Below are 20,162 nucleotides of genomic sequence, written 5' to 3'. Positions count from 1 at the left end.
TCCTATGCTGATGAGTAAATTTATAATTTTTAGAAGTAATTTTATTAGTTTATAAATTTAATCGGACAACAGTGATTTTTTTTATAAACAAGTAAATATTTTTAAAAAAATTATATCTTTGGCAACCCGTTGCAAATATACGAATAAATAAGGATGATACTAATATTCACTCCTATTTATTGGCTGTTATTCGTTTAATTAGCATGAATTTGTATATTAGCATCTGGTATTATTATAGATAATTTATATTCATAAAAATTAAAGATTATGGGTTTCGAAATAAAACTTCCGCTTTTTGAAGGGCCATTTGACCTGCTGCTCTTTTTTATTCAAAGAGATGAGCTTGATATTCATGACATACCAATTGCCCGGATAACCGATGATTTCTTGGGATATATTCAACAACTCGAAGAAATGGATATAGAGGTTGCGAGCGAATTTATCCTGGTAGCTGCAACGTTAATGCGTATTAAGGCCAGGATGCTCTTACCCAGGAAAGCGCTTGATGAAGAGGGCAATGAAATTGATCCGAGAGAGGAGCTTGCTAAACGCCTGTTGGAATTTAAAAAATATAAATCTGTAGCAAGTGAGCTGGAAACCTTTGAACAGGAAAGATTGCTAAAAGAAAAACGCGGTAATGCCCTTTCTGAACTTAAATCACTTGCTGAAAAGACCAATGTTGAAGCTGAACTACAAGACCTTGACCTGTATAAATTATTAAAAGTATTCATCAAGCTAACAAAAAGATATGAGTTGGAAAAGAATAAACCAACACATAGCGTAGTTCAATACCCCTATACCATTGAAGACCAAAAAAAATATTTACTCTCACGTTTAAAAAAATCAGAAAAAGTATCTTTTATAGAAATTATTGAAGATTGTAATGACAGGATAGAAATTATCTTTAATTTTTTGGCTATTCTTGAACTTTCTCAGCTCAATAAAATCGCAATTCATATAGGGATGGGTTATAATAATTTTTGGATAGCCAGGGGGGAGAAGTTGGCAGTAAGCAGTAAGCAGTAGTCAGTATGCAATTTGTAGCGCGATATTTATATCGCAGTAGAGTTAGCAGTAGGGAATAAGGGAAATATTGGAAATAGATTGCAGACAGTAGATAATGACTATGATTATAACTATACCAAATAACTAATGTATAATTATATAAAAATCTGTATAATCTGTGTTCATAATCTGGGTAATCTGTGTTTATAAATGCAGTCACAACAAAAGAAAATACGCAAAATTTTAAGTCCGGGTAAAATTCTTTTGCCCGTAGTCTTGGGTCTTGCCGTAACGGTTTTTTTCTTTTCCCTTGAGTTCAACAGCAATGATCTAAATTATTTTAAAAATACAAGTATTTTATTGCTTTTAGGCTGTTTTTTGCTCTTTATTTTTAGAGGGATCGGATATATTTACCGGATCAGGTATATAACCGATAAGGTTTTTTCATGGAAAATCAGCTTTTATGTAATTCTACTTTGGGAATTTGGTTCTGCAGTAACTCCTACAGTGGTAGGAGGAACCGCAGTGGCTGTTTATGTATTAGTAAAAGAAGGAATAAGTCTGGGCAAATCGCTTGCCTATGCTATGCTCACTGCCATTCTGGATAATCTTGTCTTTATTATTTCTTTGCCCGTTATTCTTTTTTTTACAAAAGGAGACATATTTGCCGGGATAGAAAATTTCGATATCAATATATTAGGCTCAATAGTAAGAATAAATATGGGAGTTAAAGTTTTTTTTCATTTAAGTTATTCGTTAGTTGCCGTATATACAATTTTAATGTCGTGGGGCCTGTTTATCAGTCCCAGGGCTTTTAAATGGTTGCTTGTAAAATCCACCTACATAAGATTTTTCAGAAAATGGAGATTAGATGCTGCTAAACACGGTGACGAAATAATTCTGGCTTCAAAACAACTAAGGGGGAAGGACTTCGTATATTGGCTAAGAGCATCTTTTTCAACTATTTTTATATGGACCGTACGATATTTAATGGTCAATCTTTTAATAGCCGCATTTCTTGACATAAATCTTTCAGAACACATCCTGGTATTTTTTCGTCATATTATTTTATGGATAGTAATGCTTATTTTGCCCACACCCGGAGGAAGCGGATTAGCTGAATTTATATTTCCTGCATTCTTTGGGGAGTTTCTTGGAGGCTTTAACTTTGCAATGGCATTTTTATGGAGAATGTTTACTTATTATCCCTATCTTATTTTGGGCGCAATTTTTATACCTCCATGGATAAGAAGGGTGTATTTTATTAAAAGAAAAAAAACCGTGAAAATTTTTTAAAAACAAAGCGAAAAAATAATAAATATTCACTAAATGAGTTAAACTTTTTATCTAATATTGCGTTATTATGGATGTGGCGTTTGACTCAGAAGAACCATTTAATTTATTCACAGGTAATATAAAAGGTAAGCCAAAGTATTCGGATTCAGTTCTTAAACAATATAGAAAGGTAGTTACTTATATTAGAAAAGCTCCAAACCTTAATGAATTAAAGAAAATTACAGGACTTAACATTAAAAAATTAAAAGGAGAGGATAGAAGTTCAATGAAAGTAAGCAAACAATACAGACTTGAATTTGTCTATGAACAGGAAACTATCGTTATATTAAAATTATCTAAGCATTATGAAAAATAAGCGTATAAAATTAACCGATGATGTAGTGCCAGGTAACGCAACCCATCCTGGCGAATTGATCAATGATGAGATTAAAGCCAGGAACCTAAAGCAAAAAGAGATCGCTCAAAAAATGGGAGTATTACCAGAGTTTTTAAACGGATTAATTCAGGGGAAACAATATGTTACACCCGAACTGGCTATTAAGCTTGAATCAGTTTTTGAAATAAGTGCAGAGTTCTGGATGGGACTCCAGGTTCAATATGAGATTGATAGCATTAAGATAAAATACAGGGATCGTCTTAAAAAGAGCAGGCTACCTTCAGTGAAGAGAAAATCTTTATCACAAGCTATTGCACTAAATATTTAAAATTCTATCAATTTCTTCGTATAAATATATTCATTTACACTTAATTTCAAAATATACATTCCTTCACCATAACCTGAATCTTTAGCAGAAAAACTATATTGATACTTCCCTAAGTTCTGCTTTTCCTTTACTATTGCCTTCACCTTCTCACCCAGCACATTAAGTACCTCTAAAGATACATTTACTCCGTTGGATCTGTTTTTTATCCAACTGGAGTTGGCTTTTTGGGTTAATGAATAAGTTATTTGTGTTTTACCTGTATAAGGGTTGGGATAAGCTTTTAATTGAAAATTTAAAATTGAAGATTGAAGATTGTATCCCGTAGTAAGCCTGTTTGACACGTTTGACCTGGCTGAATTGTATACCAACACTTTTTTCAGGGCTTGCCCTGTGAAATTTTCTTTGTATTTCATCAGGGCCTCCCCTGTGAAGTCTTTTCGGTACTTCATCAGGGTGGCAGTGCAAACATCTGGCGGCACCACCTCAACCACATAGAGAACATTTGGCGTTTGCGGTGGAGTATTGTCTGTATATGAATTGATCCCGAAAGATACAGAATCAATAGCTTCCCAGCTACCGCCAAGACCTGTGCTGTCTCTTAGTATCCTGTAGTATGTGAATACAAAACCTCCGTAATCATTCCATTGCAGCACAGGATTATCATTAATATCTAACGTAATGATAAGGTGGATGGTTTTATGGAAATTACTTAGTACGCTCTCGTTGCCACAGGTATCCAAAACTGAGAGTTTGTATCTGTATGCAGTGTTGTTTGGATCAATACCTAAAGAAGTATCAGTAAAAACACTCAAATCTCCATATGCCACACTGCCGATATGGGTGTATGTGCCGACAATGTCTCTGTAGATTTTGAAGCTGTCAATTACTGTTGATATGGGCTTTTCCCATACGATGACGTTTTTGGTGGAGGTGGAGTCTACGGTGATGAGGCAGATTTGATTGGAATCCTGCAGGACATACACTGGTACCGTATCGGAAGAAGAAGGGCAGCCCGGTATAGTGGCGGTGACTGTATAAGTGGTGGTGAGGGAGGGGGCAGCAACTGTATTTTGTGCATTAGGATCGGTTAATCCGGTTACAGGCGACCATGAATAAGAAGCGGAGCTGTTGAAAGTTGCATTCAATGTAGTGGTATCTCCGCAAGTAATAGTAGGGTTGTTTGCTGTTGCGATTACGTTGAAGGGATTTACTGTGACCGTAACTGAATCTTTTACCGTACAACCGTTGGAATCAGTTACTGTTACGAAATAAATTATAGTATCAGGTGGAAGAGCACTTGTTGGGTTGGCCAAAGTTGAGTCGTTTAAACCTTCCGAAGGTGACCAACTATATGTATAATCACTAAAGACACCCGAAGCTGTTGGAAAACCACCTATGATTATACTATCATAACATAATACAGAAGTATCTTTACCGGCATTGGCTATTAAATCAGGGATGTATTCCCAGAAGTCTTTTCTTCCAACAGCGCCATTATATCCTGTGCCTATATACCCTTTGCCACCAATAGAAAAACCAACTGCATATTCTTTTCCTGCATTTGCACCTAAAGATGCCTTTTGCGTCCAAGTATTGCTACCCGGATCAAATTCCCAAAAGTCTTTGTTGTAAAAAGTACTACGTCCAGTCCCAATATATCCTTTACTGCCAATAGAAAATCCAACTGGACCTGTTCTTGCCGTACCACCAAAGTCAGCTTTTTGTGTCCAGGTGTTGTTTACTAAATCATATTCCCAAAAGTCTTGGGTAGGACCAAGACTATCACCGCCAGTTCCAATATATCCTTTGTTACCTATAGAAAAACCAGTAGCAAGAAATCTTGCAGTCCCTCCAAATTTCGCTTTTTGTATCCAGGAGTTACTAATTGGATCATATTGCCAAAAGTCAGATCTTAAGGAATCTCCATCATATCCTGTACCTATAAATCCTTTGCTACCAATAGAAAAGCCGGCTGCTAAATGCCTGGCCGTACCACCAAAGTCAGCTTTTTGCGTCCAAGCGTTGCCAACAGGGTCATATTCCCAAAAGTCTTGTAAATAACTTGTTCCTACATCCAATCCTGTCCCAATATATCCTTTGGAGTCTATTGAAAATCCAACAGCATATCTTCTTGCTATTCCCCCAAAGTTTGCTTTTTGTGCCCAGGTGTTACTAACCGTGTCATATTCCCAGAAGTCTGATCTTAACGAGTCACCATCTTTTCCAGTTCCAATATAACCTTTGTTGTCAATAGAAAAGCCAACTGCACCGAATCTTTCCGTACTACCAAAATCCGCTTTTTGCGTCCAGGTGTTGCATTGGGCTTTTAATTGATTATTGATTATTGAAAATTGAATAATCAATAATGAACCAGAGATAAGCAGTGTAAATACTGCTTTTGAAACCATAAAATTAATATTTTGCTTTTTCATGATTAAAAAATTTGTTGCCTCGGGGTTCAAAAGGCGGGTTGATGTTCAATTAATTTCAGGCAACAAAAAAGGGCGTGAACCTCTGCTTTTATTTCAACTTCTGAAGGTACTACCAAGCACCTCGACCGAATTGAAATTAGCAATAAGTAACACACCCTGCTGGGTGCGTTTCCTAAGCTATTTCTCTCGGTCTAAAGATTTGGTAGTTTTTCAGAAGAGAAACGTTAGTAACGCAACTTTTTTGTTATGTTTTTTTCTTTTTACTTTATATTTTTCTTGTTTAGTTAAAACTACACGAAATTATATAAAAAACGAATAAGAACCAAACGAAATAATTTATAGGTTCACATTATTTTTTTATATATTTTCTTGTAGTTATTGTCAGAGAAACGTCAGCAACGCAACTTTTTTGTTTTGTTTTTATTTTAGGTGAGTCATAGTTTAATATTTGTTTTCAGACACAAATATAATTTTCTTCTTACTTTTAATAAAAGTAATTTTAAAATAATCGAATACATCTTGTCCCAGCAATAAGGGAACTTTATCAGAATGAATCCAAGTAACTTTTAGATTAATTTTTCTACCCGAGATTAATAATTTAATTGGTCTTATATAGCCATGTGTAAAACCTCCTATCCCTACAATCTGAATAGATTTTTCATTTCTTTTCACAGAAAATCCAAGCAGCGCTCCTAATTGATAATTGATAATAGTTCTATCGGCCCCTGAATCTATCAAAAATTGATAGATTTCAATTTTATTTTCGATATTTAAACCGACATCAGCAAACGGTCGGTACTTTTTCGAGCCAGGAATTATCCCTTTTTTGTATTTATATTCAACTGACATAAAAAATCCATTCAGCTTCTTCAACTACATAAGCAAAATAAGGGCTCTCACCAATAGTATAAGCCTTTTCCCTTACTTTTTGTAAATTTTTCCCATGTGCCACAATCTTATCAACGACTACTGCAATCCATTCACCTTCATATTTAGCTTCTTCTTCAGGGTGGTCACAAAGCCAAAGATATTCTTTTGATGGAGTGGTAATTTTTTTCTCTTGTGATTTCATAGGATAAAGATATTTATTTTATAATTAATTTCTTGTTAATTAATGTATTTACGTTTTGCCGGTGGAATGCTTTCTAACAATTCCATAGCAGTAACTGTTTCTGGTGAATAATCAGAAATTGAATTCATATCAGTAAAATATTTAAAGTTGTATAATTTTGATTTATATTTTTATTTCAGATACAAATATAATTATTTTTTTCTGAAAAGAAAAACCCCGCTTCTTTCTCAGCATTTTCATCCGAGTCAGACCCATGCACTGCATTGGCTTCAATTGATTTTCCAAATAATTTTCTTATTGTACCTTCTGTAGCTTCAGCAGGGTTGGTAGCCCCTATAAATTTCCGAAAATCTTCCACCGCATTTTCTTTCCTGAGCGTCATAGCAATGATCTTCCCGGATGACATATATTTGACCAAACTTTCGTAAAATGGCTTTTCTTTATGTACTTCATAAAACTGGCCTGCACTTTCACCACTCAACCTGGTCATTTTCATAGCAATAATTTCAAATCCTGCATCCTCTATCATCTTTATAATAGCGCCTGAATGTACGTCTGCAACAGCGTCAGGTTTGATCATTGTAAATGTAATATTTCCGGGCATATATACCTATGTTTCAAACAGTTAATAGCAGTTAAAATATGAAAAAGTAACCGATATTAACCGTTATTAACTGCTTTTAACCGTTATTAACCATTATTATTAACCGCTATTAACTGTTTTTAACCATTTTTTTTGATATTCAATCACATTCAATTCCCTGATTATTTCGTTTATATTTTGATAATATTCTTCCCGGTATTCATGTTTGACTGGTTTTGAGGGTGGTATTTCTACCTTTAAAGGATTAACCTGCCGGCCATGTTTCCAGAATCTGTAACAAAGATGCGGACCTGTTGCCAGTCCTGTGCTTCCTACATACCCGATCACCTGGCCTTGGTTTACCCAAACCCCTGGTCTTATACCCTTAGCTCTCTTTGACATGTGTAAATACTGGGTGGTATAAACACTGTTATGCCTGATCTTTACATAGTTACCGTTACCTTTCTTATACCTTGCCTCAAGTACTATCCCATCACCTACCGATCTGATTGGAGTACCCGTTGCTGCAGCATAGTCTATTCCATAATGTGGCTTGTACCTTTTCAGGATTGGATGAAATCTTCTGTGAGTATATCTTGAGGTTATCCTGGAATATTTAAGAGGCGATTTTAATAACGCTTTCCTTAAACTACTTCCACATTCGTCAAAATAATCCCCGATGCTGTCTTTATTGTCTTGCGGGCAGGCAGGTGTAAAATAAAAGGCATAAAAATCTTTACCGGCATGATTAAAATATGCTGCCAGGATTTTACCAAACCCGATAGAACGTCCGTCCACAAATTTTTCTTCATAGATTACTTTAAACTTATCTTCTTTCTGTATCCTGTAAAAGTCAATAGCCCATGCATAAATTTCTGATAATTCTATTGCTAATAACGGATTGATCTCATTGTCAATCATGGTCTCGTAAAGAGAAGCGTGGATAATACCCGAGGCTGTTTGAATTTTCACTTCAACATCCTTTTGTTCCTTGTAAACGTTCAAAGTATCTCTAAGATCACAAACCACGTAATCAGTGGGACTTTGCTCATAGATAAAGTATTTAGCTGAACAGGATGAGTCTTTAGAATAAAGTACCGTATAAGGCTTGCCAGTTCTGATTTTCCGGACATTAAAAATATTTTTGGACTTTTTTACTAATTTGTCAATGAGTGAATAATCTACATTGAATCTTGAAAGTATCCCGGCAAGGTTTTCATTGGCTTTAATTTTATCTTTGAAAACAAGAAAGGAATCTAATATAATGCCGAATTCTACTCTTTTTTCCGGTATAAAACCAGCGTAATAAACGGGTTTGGTATCGCTCTTCCCGCTGTTCTCCATAATTTTCAGATTACGAAAAACAGAATTGCTTATCTCTACAAATATTAAAGCAACCGGAACAATAAGGCATGCCAGGAAAACCATGCCATATTTACCCTTTTTAGTTTTTAATATCTTCTTCAAAATTAACGTATTGTGTTGTTTACCCCGAACAAACAATTTACTTTTGGGGCAAATATAGCTGATTTTCATTAAATTATACAAATACGATGAAAGTTTGAAGTTGGTTGCATGGCTTTAGTTTAATGTAGCGTGTTAAACCACGCACACCCCGCACCCCGAGTACTCGGGGTGCGGGGCACATAAATTCTGGGCGAGATTAAAAAATAAAAATAACATATCAAAAAATTTATGTGCGGGGTAAACTGTATCTTAGCTCTATAAATGTACACGAAATTGATAAAATCGGCAGTCGGCAGTCGGCAATCGGCAAAAAGGCAAAATTGATAAAGTCGGCAGTTGGCAGTCCACAGTCGGCAAAAAATCAGTCGGCAGTCGGCAAAAAAGAAAATAACGATCAGAAGAAATTGGACAATTACTAAATCACATGATTCAAAATCCTAAAAAGTATAAATAGAGAAAAGTCGGCAATCTACAGTCCCCAGTCGGCAAAAAACAATTGCCGGCTGTGGACTATGGACTGCTGACTGCCGACTGCCGATTGTGGACTGCCGATTGCCGACTGTGGACTGCTGACTGCCGACTGGATACTGCCGACTTATATACATGAATATTTCAAAAAAACTTCACCATTATACCGCCTGTTTAGCTTCCTTGACCGGATACATTTGTCTGAGTTATTTTACTGATAGAACAAATTTTTACCAGGTCTTTATTCTTTATAGCTTTCTTTTTCTTAGTTATGCTTATTTGCTTAGTAAAAAATCAGATACGTTTGATTATAAGACCGGTATTTTAGCAGCAATCCTTTTTAGAATTTCCCTTTTATTTGTATTGCCTAATCTGTCAGATGACTTTTATCGTTTTATTTGGGATGGCAGGTTGATGACAAATGGGGAAAATCCTTTTGCTTTTTTACCAACAGATTATTTACAACATGGAATTAATAAGGATTTATACGATCATCTAAACTCACCAGATTATTATTCCATTTATCCCCCTGTCTGCCAATTCATTTTTTATACAGCTTGTAAGTTATTTCCGGAAAGCATATTAGGGAGTGTAGTAGTAATGCGTCTTTTTATATTACTGGCAGAAGCCGGCAGCATTTTTTTGTTGAATAAACTTATGAAAACTTTCCAGATACCACAAAAAGCTGTTCTGTTATATGCATTGAATCCCCTGGTGATCATAGAACTTGTTGGAAACCTGCATTTCGAAGCGGTCATGATATTTTTTTTGCTGCTTGCTGTTTATTTGCTGGCCAGAGCTCAATCAACTTCCCAACTTATCAAAGGAAGATACAAGGAGGCTGGTTCTGCTATTAGTTTTGCAATAGCAATAGGAGTCAAACTGCTGCCTTTAATTTTTCTCCCTCTCCTGCTGAAAAGGCTGGGGTTCAAAAAAAGTATTTTCTATTATTTGATCGTAGCATCTTGTGTGCTGATTCTTTTTATTCCATTTTTCTCAATTTCACATCTCACAAATCTTCTTTCAAGTTTTTCCCTTTATTTTCAAAAGTTTGAGTTTAATGCCAGCATTTATTATATCGTTCGATGGATAGGTTATCAAATTGTTGGGTATAATATCATTATTCAGGCTGGAATTGCACTTGCAGCAACAACAGCAGTCTTAATTGGCTTTATCACTTATTTTGAGAAGATACCTTCTCTATCTGCAAAGTTTAGTAAACCTGGAAAGAAATTGCCACAAACAATATTGTGGGTGTTAACTTGTTATTTCTTGTTGGCTACCACCGTTCATCCCTGGTATATTACCACTTTGGTAGCATTATCGGTTTTTTCAAAATATCGTTTTGCAATTATTTGGTCAGCGCTGATCCCTCTTACTTACATTACTTATCTAACAATACCTTACCAGGAAAATTTTTATTTGATCATGGCAGAGTATATAGTAGTTTTTGGATGGATGATTTATGAAAAAATTTTAGAATTTAGAAAAAAAATTCTATAATTAATTAAATTTATGTGCGGGATTGGCATCGGTGTATTAGTCCCGCCAAAGGCGGGATTAGTATTAATTCGTATATTAGCATTTTATTATTAGTATCAATGAAAAATCCATTTTCAATTTTAACCAACTGTATACTGCCAACTGTTTACTGCCTGCTTTGTATCACCTGTACGCCTAAATTGGATATCCCGGAGCCAGATCCCGGGGAAGCAAATTTTGAACGAACCATTGCCCTTGGTGATAGTTATCTGGCAGGATATCAGGATGGTGCATTGTATTATGATGGACAGCGGTATTCAATTCCTGCATTATTGGCAGAGCAATTTGAATTGGTGGGTGGAGGCGCTTTTAATCAACCATATATGCCGGATAATTCGGGTCTGGGATTAAACAGCAAACCCTGGGAAAGTGATTTTGTATCCAGCAGTAACCTTGGTTATAAAGATTCAATTCCTTATGATATAGATAATGATAATATTATTGACTGCTGGGGAAGGGGAGGACTTTCTCCATTAAAAGATACTCTCGGTATTAGCCAGGCATCATTTTATTTACAAAAGGTTGCAGGTGGTTATCTCCAAAATTTAGCTGTTCCCTTCGCAAGAACAGAGGATTTGTTTGACCCTTTATTCGGAAACGACTTTTCGTCAGGAGGAAATCTTTATTATCATCGTTTTGCGAGTAATTCGGGAATTTCAACCGTCCTTACAGATGCCATCCCACAAAATCCTACTTTTTTAATACTTTGGCTGGGGTTAGAAGAAATCTATAATTATGTACGAAATGGAGGATATAATGCCAACATCCCTGACTCATCTTCATTTCGGGCTAATATAGATTCAATACTTGCCTTATTAACTACGAATGGAGCAAAAGGTGTAATTGCCAATATTCCTGATTTTGAAAGTTTCCCTTTTTATACACTTATTCCTTATAATGCTGCTGTACTTACAGATAGTCAGGCAACTGAATTAAATAAGCCCTGGGAAACCTTTGACCTTGTTCATTATCACGAAGGGTTCAATCCTTTTTTCATAATGGATGCAAATATAACTGGCCCTGTTGGTATTAGACAGTTGATTGAAGGCGAGCATATTTTGTTGAATGTGCCGCTTGACTCTATGAAATGTTATTTCTATGGTCTGATCCTCACACCAATACACGACAGGTATGTGCTGGATCAATACGAAATACACATTATCAGACATGCCATAGATGCATATAACCAGGTGATAGCTCAAAAAGCCAGTGAATATGACCTGGCACTGGTTGACATGCACGCTTATTTTGAATCAGTAAAATCAGGTATAAAATGGGATGGTGTAGATTATAATGCAGAATTTGTCAGTGGCGGTTTTTTCAGTTTAGACGGCTTTCATCCCAACCAGAAAGGTTATGCGTTGATTGCCAATGAGTTTATAAAGGCAATTAATCAAAAATATAATGCGGTGATCCCTACGGTGAATTGTTCTGAATGTTCAGGGATCAGGTTTCCGTAAAGAAAAAAGCCCTTCAAATAAAACTGTCATTCCGAGTGCAGGTGTGGGAATGAGGTTAGAGCGAACGAGGAATCTCCCGAAAAAGGTACTGCTGTTATTCTGGGGATTCCTCGTTTGCCCCCGCACACTGGCGTCCCTGCACTCGGAATGACAGTTTTATTTGAAGGGCTTTTTTATAGTTTTTTTATATTATTCAAATACAATCTTATTGGAATAAATTCCTTGGGCAGTTTTTACTCTCAAAAAATACAACCCGGTATTGAGATTCTTCCTGTTGATCTTCAGCTTACCAGATGATTGATCCTGATAATTTCTTACCAACCTTCCCATATGATCGTATAATTCAACATCGTAACTACTATTATTCAGATCATTTATTTCAACAATTAACAGATCATTTGCAGGGTTTGGATATACCTTGACAGATCCCAAAGCCAGCCCTGCGTGCCCGGGGGAAATACCTGTGGTTGTATCCGTCACCGTAACGTTCTTACAAGTAGAGTCACTTCCACAGCTATCTGTAACGGTTAAGCAAACATTATAAGTGTTGTCGGCAGTGTATATATGTGTTGGGTTTTGAGTAGTACTATCTATACTACCATCCCCAAAGTCCCATGTCCAGCTCAAATCAGCGCCTGTTGATGCGTCTGTAAAATTAACCGTTAGGTTGTTATCGGTGAATGTAAAATTAGCCACAGGTGGAGAACAGAAACCACTTGCTACCGTTACACTATCGCATAATGTATCAATATTACCACAGCTATTGGTAACTGTTAAACAAACATTATAAGTACTATCCGTTGAATAGGTATATGTTGTGTCTTGAGCAGTGGATGTGCCTGTTCCATCCCCAAAATCCCAAGCCCAGCTCACAGCCCCTGATGACGCATCTATAAAAGAAGCAGTCAGGTTAGAAGTGGTGAATGAAAAACCAGCAGTGGGAACAGGGCAACTGACTGTTACGTTCTGGCAGATAGTATCAGCGCCACAACTATCGGTAACGATCAAACAAACAGTATAAGCGCTGTCTGCGGTATAAGTATGTGTTGGGTTTTGAGTATTATTCACAGGGCTGCCATCCCCGAAATCCCAAGCCCAGTTCAGATCAGCGCCTGCTGAAGAATCGGTAAAATCAGCAGTGAGGTTGGAGGTGATGAATATAAAATTTGCAATAGTAGCAGAGCAAACAGGCTGTACAGTAATATTCACTACTGCTGTATCACATACAGGTGGAGGGCACAATGTTGGGCTTCCATTATTGCAGATCATATAAACTATACTATCTGCCCCGATAAAACCGAGATTGGGTGTGTAACCTATGCTGTCACCATTCAATGTATCTGCGATACCGTTGGCTGGTCCAGTTAAAATAGTAGTTACTAATGGGTCTCCTCCTATATCATTACTTTGTACATCTATTACAACAGAAACGTCTTGATCGGTAGTAACTGTATCATCAAACGCTACAGGAGCAGGATTTACAACAATATGATAATAATCTATTGTATCATAAGATGCTGTATCAAAAGGAGTACAAAAAATTAACATTATATTACATACGACCTTCGCCCTAATATAAGCTGTGATATAAAAATCACCTGTATCAGTTGGAGTGCCGGAAATCAAAACACATCCGTTTGATCCTCCTTGCCAATAACAACTAGGCGTACTACATGTATAGCTCAGGCCAGGGGGTAAGCCTCCTATACCAGGCCCATTTAATCCAATGCTATCAATATCTACTCCACAGCTACAGAACCCACTTGGATCGGTAGTGTCAAGTGGAACTACAACAGTTAATACCTGCTCATAACACTCACCAACAGTTGCCTGGTATACCCCTGTTGCACTATCCGGATAGATACCAGGTTGTGTAAATTGAGGATCAGGCACACACACCTGGGCATTTGCGAATCCAGCGAAAAATATCACACCAATAAGAACCGCTATTGATGCGATGAGTGATTTTTTGTTCATGATCTTTAAGTTTATAAGTTTTATGGTTAAAAGGTTTAAAAAGTTCAAGACGCAAATATAGGAAAAATAATTTGAGAATTTGAAATATTTTCTTAGATTTTAATTAATGAGTCCACTCTAATAAGTCCAAAAAATAAAAATGCCACTAAAACACCAAAGCACTAAATCCCACAAAACCCTGAAAATCAATTAGTTAATTTTTAGTGGGATTTTGTGTTTTTGTGCTTTTGTGGCAAAAAAGACTTTTTAGAGTGGACTCAAATATAATGCATAAACGAAACAAATCAAAAATAAAATGAAAAAAAAGTTAATTATTTTACAACATTAAATTTACCCCTGCTTAACACAACACCATTTCTATCAGCAATTTGATAAATATACATCCCTGTGTACAGTTCAGCAGTGCTTATCTTTTTAGTACCGTTAATTATTACACTTTTTATCTGTAGCCCTATAACATTATAAATATTGAATATAACCTGTTGGGGAAGTGTGGTTACAATATTTAATTCATTTACTGCAGGAGTTGGAAAAAGCTTTACAGATCCAAGAGTCAGCCCCGGGTACCCGGGGGTAACACCTACATTAGTGAGTGTTACATCCTGGCAGATAGTATCAGCGCCACAACTATCGGTAACGATCAAACAAACGACATAAATGCCGTCAGCACCATAAGTATGCGTTGGGTTTTGAGTATTATCCACAGGGCTTCCATCGTCAAAATCCCACGACCAGCTAGTAATACCAGTAGAGGAAGAATTATCGGTAAAATTTGCCGTCAGGTTAGAGGTAATAACAGTAAAACCAGCAAAAGAAGCAGCACAAGCAGGTAATATGTAACTACATATAGAAGGACTGTTGCAAACAAACTGCAATAAAAAGTGTTTTGTATAGGTCACAGTGGAGTCCATATAAGCTGCATTGCCGCATTCGGGTACGTGGCCTGCACCCCAGTAGGGTTTAAAGCAATTATCTATACCTATTGCGTTAGCTTTAAGATTCATGGTAGAGCTCCCATCAACTATAATAATGTTGTTACAAAACAATACTCCTATCCAGTCAGTAGCATAAGGCACTGTACCGTCCTGGTCGCCATGAAAGCTTATCATGGGTGTATCACCGGTTTTCATCCAGGCAGTATCTCCTATTGCTCCGCTGATATTGATGATCGCTTTAACTTTAGAAGAGTAACCGGGGTTACCACTGTTACCTTCTACACCGCCACCTAACCCCGCTTTAGTAGTATCTATATAGGATGGTATTTCGCTGACCTCATCAAGATAAGCAAGCTGGATAGCCATAAATGCCCCTGCAGATTGCCCGCCAAAGAATATCAGGCTGGTGTCAATTCTATAGGTATTGCCGCTTAATACAAAGTCTTTTCTAAAAAACCTGACGGCTGCTTTGGCGTCATGGAAAGCTCTCATAACCGATTCTGTCGCATCAACCGAATCCGGGCAGCAAAAGCAGCATGGAATACATGCCATCCCTAACCTGTAATCTATTGAAGCTGTTACATAGCCCAATTTTGTAAAATTCTTGCACATATCGACTATGCATCCATCAGCTTTATCTCCACTAGTGAAACTGCCTCCATGAGCTAAAATAATCAGAGGACGCATACTCACCGTGTCACCTGCCGGTTCGTAAACATCAAGAAACAGGTCTTCAGGACTGCCTGACAGATTAGTATTATTGCCATACAAAATATTGCTGGTTGTAGTAACAGTTGGAAATATCTCATTCAGGTATCTTCCGCCACTGCAACCAAGCTGGGCATACAAATAGTCACAATAAATGAGCGTTGTAATTACGAGGAGTAAAATAGATCGGTTCATAATGTTTAAAGGTTAAAGAGTTAAAATATTTAAGAAGGTATAACTTTTTTAAGCTACAAAGGTAATAAAAAAAATTATCCGTGCAAAAAAAGATAAAAAAACCGGTTAATTAAAAAATATACTCCAACCCAATCCCCGGTATCACAGCCCTGCTTTTCCACGTCCCTCCGAATCCTGTTTCCAGGTTGGTATCGGTTCTTTTTCTTCCTTCTAAGAATAGCAGCGAAATGTCAATATTAAATTTATCAGCTATTTTATAGCTGGCTCCTGCGGTAATCCCCAATTTGTCTGAATCAGGCGTCTCGGGAGTGATATATCCGTCCTGAACAGGCGTTGGGTCATAATAAATTCCAGCTCTGACTATAATATTTTCATTTAACTGGTGTTCACCTCCAAGGCGAAAAATGAAAGCATCCTTGTACTTTCGGGGGGAATTAATATCTTCAAGTTTGCTGGTATTTTCCTTGAAATCAAACGATAACGTATCGTAAGAACTCCAGCCAACATAATTAATATCAAAAGCAAGTGTGGTTTTCTCAGTTAATTTGTAGCCTATACCAAAATTAAAACCCTGAGGAAGTTTTATACTGGTCGAAAAAGTAGTGCTGGGTATAGAGTCCTTCAAAAATAATGGTACAGTAAAGTTTGCTTTTCCATTTTTTAATTTCACTTTCACGGAAGAGCGATAACTCAGGCCTATCGTTAATCTATCGGTTGCTTTATAAAATATACCGGCATTAAAACCATGCCCTGAGGCTTTGCCGGTTAATTTTCCTTCCCCATAGTTACCATTCATATCCTGAGTTCGAATTGCTTTTCTCAGAAGGAGGTTTCCAAATCCATAAACGTATCCGATGCCTATTCCCAGCCTATCATTGACCTGGTAACCAAAGGTGGGTTGAATATATATTGTTTTTAATGACATTTCGCGCAGTATGAATTGTCCCTTCCAATCATCTTCATATTTTATTCCACTGCCAAAGGGGGTATAGACAGCCAGTCCTGCATTCCATTTTTTTTCGGGTTTAGTACGAAAAGAGCTATAAAATGTAAATGGAGTACCAACAGCATGTACAGTTTCAGTAGTGTAATTACCGGGATACGGCTCAAGATATACGGTGCGTGGGAAAATAAAGCTACCGCCAACTGCAATGTGATTTCTGTTAACAAACGAAAAAGCGCCTGGATTAAAAAAACTACTGCTTGCACCTAAAACCAAACCCGTACCTGTGTGTCCCATACCGGTTTGCTTTTGTCCCTGAAGGTTTACCTGGAAACCACCTGAAAAACAGTAGACAGTAGGCAGTAGACAGTAGGCAATAATAAAACTGATAAATATAAGGGTTATTTTTTTCATGTGAATTAAAATTTATGTAACTAATCAGTCGGCAGTCCACAATCGGCAGTCGGCAGTCAGCAGTCGGCAGTCGGCAGTCAGCAGTCGGCAGTCAGCAGTCGGCAGTCGGCAGTCAGCAGTCGGCAGTCGGCAGTCGGCAGTCGGCAGTCGGCAGCCGGTAGTCGGCAGTCGGTAGTCGGCAGTCAGCAGTCGGCAGTTGGTAGTCTGCAGTCAGCAGTCGGCAGTCGGCAGTCCACAATCGGCAATTGTTTTTTGCCGACTGGGGACTGTAGATTGCCGACTTTTCTCTATTTATACTTTTCAGGATTTCGAATCATGTGATTAAGTAATCGTCCTATTTCTTCTGATCGTTCATTGAAATCAGTCGGCAGTTCATCCCGAGTACTCGGGACCGACTGTTGACTGCCGACTGCCGACTGATTAAGTTAAGTTTCTAAATCCAGTTGCCATATTGTTATAATGGTTTGATTGTCATTTTCTTTTTTGCTGACTGTGGACTGCCGACTGCCGACTGATTAGTTACAAATTTATAACTTCGCAGGCAATTTAAAAAAAAAATGACATAATCTTGGAATTAAAGACATAAAATTTTACTTTTGCGAGTAAATGGGAAAAGCTGGTAACAATAGTCAACTAAAATACATCTACAAGCTACACAATGAGATGCTCTCAAGAGATATTCTTTTGGTATATGAAGGTGAATTTTCACAGGAAATGACAAAATCTGTGCTGGAGATGGCTGAAGTGAGCATGAATTATTTTGGTGAGGGGACATCTCTTAAAAGAAAGGTATTTAATATCATGGTTGAATGTTTGCAAAATATTTCTTTACACGCAGATGAAGATGAGGGTACTAAATCAAGTATTTTTATTATTGGGAAAGGTGACAAAGCCTATTTAATTGCATCGGGCAATTTTATTAAGAAAAATAAGATTGAACAGCTAAAATCCGTATTAGATCAAATAAACGATCTTGACGAGTCCGGACTAAAAGCATTGCATAGAGATATGCTTTCAAAAGCAAAAGAAACTAAAAAACTTCCCTCGGGATTAGGTCTTATTGATATAGCCAGAAAATCGGGTCAAAAACTTGAAACCAGTTTTGATCGTGTGAATGATCAGCTTTCTTATTTTTCATTACAAACTAAAAAAAGCAAAGCGCATAGCGATCAACCCCGAGTACTCGGGGCTATGCGCTAAATATTTTGATCATTATGAGCAAGGGTAATACCAACGAGCAACTACAATATATTTACGATCTGCACAACGAGATGCGTTCTAAGAACCTTCTGTTATTATATGAAGGTGAATTTTCTCAGGAAATAACAAGATCGGTCCTGGAAATGGCTGAAAGAAACATGGAATACTTTGGGGAGCAGGAGAACACCAAAAGAAAGGTATTTAATATTATGGTTGAATGCCTGCAAAATATTTGTAAGCATGCAGATAGACGAGAAAATATTAAATACCCCAAAACCGGCATTTTTATAATTGGCAGAGATAATGGGGAATATGTTATTTCATCCGGTAATTTTATTAAGAACAGTAAGATTGATTCACTAAAATCAAGATTAGATAAAATAAACAATCTTGACAAAGCGGGGCTAAAAGCATTTTATCAAGACCTTCTTAGAAAGGCGAAAAGAATTACAAACAAAGCAACACCGGGGTTAGGCCTTATTGATATAGCCAGAAAATCGGATCAAAAGCTGGAATATAATTTTGAAAAGATTAATGATGAGATTTCTTATTTTGCATTGCAGGCAAGGAAAATAAAAGACGAATAAAACCGATGCTAATTTAATTTGGATTATGCAGAAACTGAACAATATCAACAAAAACAAAAAATATTTAAAATATATTTACGAAATGCACCAAAAGATGCTTTCAGAAAATTTATATCTTGTCTATGAAGGAGAATTTTCACAAGAAATTGTTAAGTCAGTTTTAATGTTAACCGAAAGGAACCTTACTTATTTTGGTGAACAATTGTCAATAAAACGAAAGGTATTTAATATAATGGTAGAATGTCTGCAAAATATTTGCAGGCACTGTTACGAAGAAGAAAATGTTAATACTCTCAAGTATGCTATTTTTATGATCGGCATGCAAGATGATCATTATACAATTTTGTCAGGCAACTTTATGTTAAAGGACCATGTAGATTCATTAAGGTCTAAACTGGAAAAAATAAATGCCCTGGATAAAGAAGGATTAAAAGAATTATACAAAGAAATTATGTTAAAAGGAAAAAGATCGCCCAAAGGAGGCGCGGGTCTTGGATTGATTGACATGGCAAGAAGATCAGGTCAAAAACTTCGATTCAATTTTCAGGAGGTTAAAGATAATGTTACCTTTTTTTCTTTACGCAGCCTTATTTCAAAAGAAAAATGATATAAATGCCCGATACTAATAATTCAAATGAAAAATACGATCTAACTATTTTTTAGTGTTTAATTCTTTATTTTTTATTTGCATCATTAGTATTCATTCATATATTTGCAATTCACTTTATTAACATATGGAAGATTTAAAACTTGACCTTACAGAAGATACTCCTGCAATAATATTTAATGCCGATAGCGGTATTTTGGAATTATCAGGAAGGTCTCTGCCGGAAGATGCAGCAGAATTTTATCAAACTGCGCTGGACTGGCTTGATAGTTATAGTAAAAAACCTAATACTAAAACAAACATTATTTTTAAATTAGAATACTTTAATACATCCTCTTCCAAACTAATTTTAGACCTGCTTACCAAGCTTGAAGATCTTCATGATAATGGCACACAGGCCACGGTGATATGGTATTCCCAATCGGACGATGAAGATATGCAGGAAGCAGGTGAAGAGTTTGCAGAATTGATAGAAATTCCATTTACCTATAAAACGTACTAAGCGCATAGCTCATGGCGCATAGCGAAAAACGCCATGCGCTATGCGCTATGCGCTATGCGCTATGA

At 36.7% G+C, this 20,162-nt stretch carries 18 protein-coding genes; 10 read left to right on the top strand and 8 right to left on the bottom strand.

From position 1 onward, the window contains the following. Positions 1 to 267 precede the first annotated feature (267 nt). The 4 genes from FVQ77_09540 (at position 268) to FVQ77_09525 (ending at position 3,005) form a co-directional block, all read left to right on the top strand. Positions 268 to 1,026 (top strand): chromosome segregation protein ScpA, encoded by a 759-nt coding sequence (locus FVQ77_09540; protein ID MBW8050565.1) that lies wholly within the window; start codon positions 268 to 270, stop codon positions 1,024 to 1,026. A gap of 189 nt (positions 1,027 to 1,215) precedes the next feature. Next, on the top strand, positions 1,216 to 2,301 hold the full coding sequence (locus FVQ77_09535) for a flippase-like domain-containing protein (GenBank protein ID MBW8050564.1): 1,086 nt from the start codon (positions 1,216 to 1,218) through the stop codon (positions 2,299 to 2,301). Between the two features lie 67 nt (positions 2,302 to 2,368). Next, the gene (locus tag FVQ77_09530) at positions 2,369 to 2,656 is read left to right on the top strand and encodes a hypothetical protein (GenBank protein MBW8050563.1); all 288 of its coding nucleotides are present in this window, start codon (positions 2,369 to 2,371) and stop codon (positions 2,654 to 2,656) included. After that, positions 2,646 to 3,005, top strand: coding sequence for a HigA family addiction module antidote protein (locus FVQ77_09525; GenBank protein ID MBW8050562.1), 360 nt, complete (start codon positions 2,646 to 2,648; stop codon positions 3,003 to 3,005). The genes FVQ77_09530 and FVQ77_09525 overlap by 11 nt, the downstream gene beginning before the upstream one ends. Here FVQ77_09525 and FVQ77_09520 read toward each other — a convergent pair. From FVQ77_09520 to FVQ77_09500, 5 genes are all read right to left on the bottom strand, one after another. Next, positions 3,002 to 5,437, bottom strand: a complete 2,436-nt coding sequence (locus FVQ77_09520; protein MBW8050561.1) for a T9SS type A sorting domain-containing protein — start codon at positions 5,435 to 5,437, stop codon at positions 3,002 to 3,004. The genes FVQ77_09525 and FVQ77_09520 overlap by 4 nt on opposite strands. A 441-nt stretch (positions 5,438 to 5,878) precedes the next feature. Beyond that, on the bottom strand, positions 5,879 to 6,286 hold the full coding sequence (locus FVQ77_09515) for a hypothetical protein (GenBank protein ID MBW8050560.1): 408 nt from the start codon (positions 6,284 to 6,286) through the stop codon (positions 5,879 to 5,881). Further along, the gene (locus FVQ77_09510; protein ID MBW8050559.1) at positions 6,276 to 6,509 is read right to left on the bottom strand and encodes a hypothetical protein; all 234 of its coding nucleotides are present in this window, start codon (positions 6,507 to 6,509) and stop codon (positions 6,276 to 6,278) included. Before FVQ77_09510 ends, FVQ77_09515 begins: the two co-directional genes overlap by 11 nt. Before the next feature lie 175 nt (positions 6,510 to 6,684). Further along, a complete protein-coding gene (locus FVQ77_09505) occupies positions 6,685 to 7,113 on the bottom strand; it encodes a nucleoside-diphosphate kinase (protein ID MBW8050558.1) in 429 nt (142 codons plus the stop codon). Between the two features lie 99 nt (positions 7,114 to 7,212). Beyond that, positions 7,213 to 8,628, bottom strand: coding sequence for a peptidoglycan DD-metalloendopeptidase family protein (locus tag FVQ77_09500; GenBank protein ID MBW8050557.1), 1,416 nt, complete (start codon positions 8,626 to 8,628; stop codon positions 7,213 to 7,215). Positions 8,629 to 9,162: 534 nt separating this feature from the next. Here FVQ77_09500 and FVQ77_09495 point away from each other — a divergent pair. Continuing rightward, positions 9,163 to 10,530, top strand: coding sequence for a hypothetical protein (locus FVQ77_09495; GenBank protein ID MBW8050556.1), 1,368 nt, complete (start codon positions 9,163 to 9,165; stop codon positions 10,528 to 10,530). Positions 10,531 to 10,628: 98 nt separating this feature from the next. After that, positions 10,629 to 12,029 (top strand): SGNH/GDSL hydrolase family protein, encoded by a 1,401-nt coding sequence (locus FVQ77_09490; protein ID MBW8050555.1) that lies wholly within the window; start codon positions 10,629 to 10,631, stop codon positions 12,027 to 12,029. 189 nt (positions 12,030 to 12,218) lie between these two features. On the opposite strand, the gene FVQ77_09485 is transcribed toward FVQ77_09490, so the two are convergent. The 3 genes from FVQ77_09485 to FVQ77_09475 all read right to left on the bottom strand — a co-directional run bounded on the left by FVQ77_09485 (position 12,219) and on the right by FVQ77_09475 (position 17,201). Then, positions 12,219 to 14,006 (bottom strand): PKD domain-containing protein, encoded by a 1,788-nt coding sequence (locus tag FVQ77_09485; GenBank protein ID MBW8050554.1) that lies wholly within the window; start codon positions 14,004 to 14,006, stop codon positions 12,219 to 12,221. A gap of 311 nt (positions 14,007 to 14,317) precedes the next feature. Next, entirely contained in the window at positions 14,318 to 15,844 is a 1,527-nt protein-coding gene (locus FVQ77_09480; GenBank protein MBW8050553.1) for a PKD domain-containing protein, read from the bottom strand. Positions 15,845 to 15,953: 109 nt separating this feature from the next. After that, complete coding sequence (locus tag FVQ77_09475; protein MBW8050552.1) at positions 15,954 to 17,201, bottom strand: long-chain fatty acid transporter; 1,248 nt, start codon at positions 17,199 to 17,201, stop codon at positions 15,954 to 15,956. Between the two features lie 663 nt (positions 17,202 to 17,864). On the opposite strand from FVQ77_09475, the gene FVQ77_09470 reads away from it, so the two are divergent. The 4 genes from FVQ77_09470 (at position 17,865) to FVQ77_09455 (ending at position 20,097) form a co-directional block, all read left to right on the top strand. Next, positions 17,865 to 18,401 carry a hypothetical protein gene (locus FVQ77_09470; protein MBW8050551.1) on the top strand — a complete coding sequence of 179 codons (537 nt, stop codon included), beginning with the start codon at positions 17,865 to 17,867 and terminating at the stop codon, positions 18,399 to 18,401. A gap of 71 nt (positions 18,402 to 18,472) precedes the next feature. Next, complete coding sequence (locus tag FVQ77_09465; protein MBW8050550.1) at positions 18,473 to 18,988, top strand: hypothetical protein; 516 nt, start codon at positions 18,473 to 18,475, stop codon at positions 18,986 to 18,988. Positions 18,989 to 19,082: 94 nt separating this feature from the next. Continuing rightward, complete coding sequence (locus FVQ77_09460; GenBank protein MBW8050549.1) at positions 19,083 to 19,595, top strand: hypothetical protein; 513 nt, start codon at positions 19,083 to 19,085, stop codon at positions 19,593 to 19,595. A 127-nt stretch (positions 19,596 to 19,722) separates the two neighbouring features. Further along, the gene (locus FVQ77_09455) at positions 19,723 to 20,097 is read left to right on the top strand and encodes a DUF1987 domain-containing protein (protein ID MBW8050548.1); all 375 of its coding nucleotides are present in this window, start codon (positions 19,723 to 19,725) and stop codon (positions 20,095 to 20,097) included. Positions 20,098 to 20,162 lie beyond the last annotated feature (65 nt).

It is taken from the genome of Cytophagales bacterium, from assembly GCA_019456305.1.
GTDB lineage: Bacteria > Bacteroidota > Bacteroidia > Cytophagales > VRUD01 > VRUD01.
The sequence above is the reverse complement of the archived record's forward strand: the minus strand, read 5'-3'. Positions and strand labels throughout refer to the sequence as shown.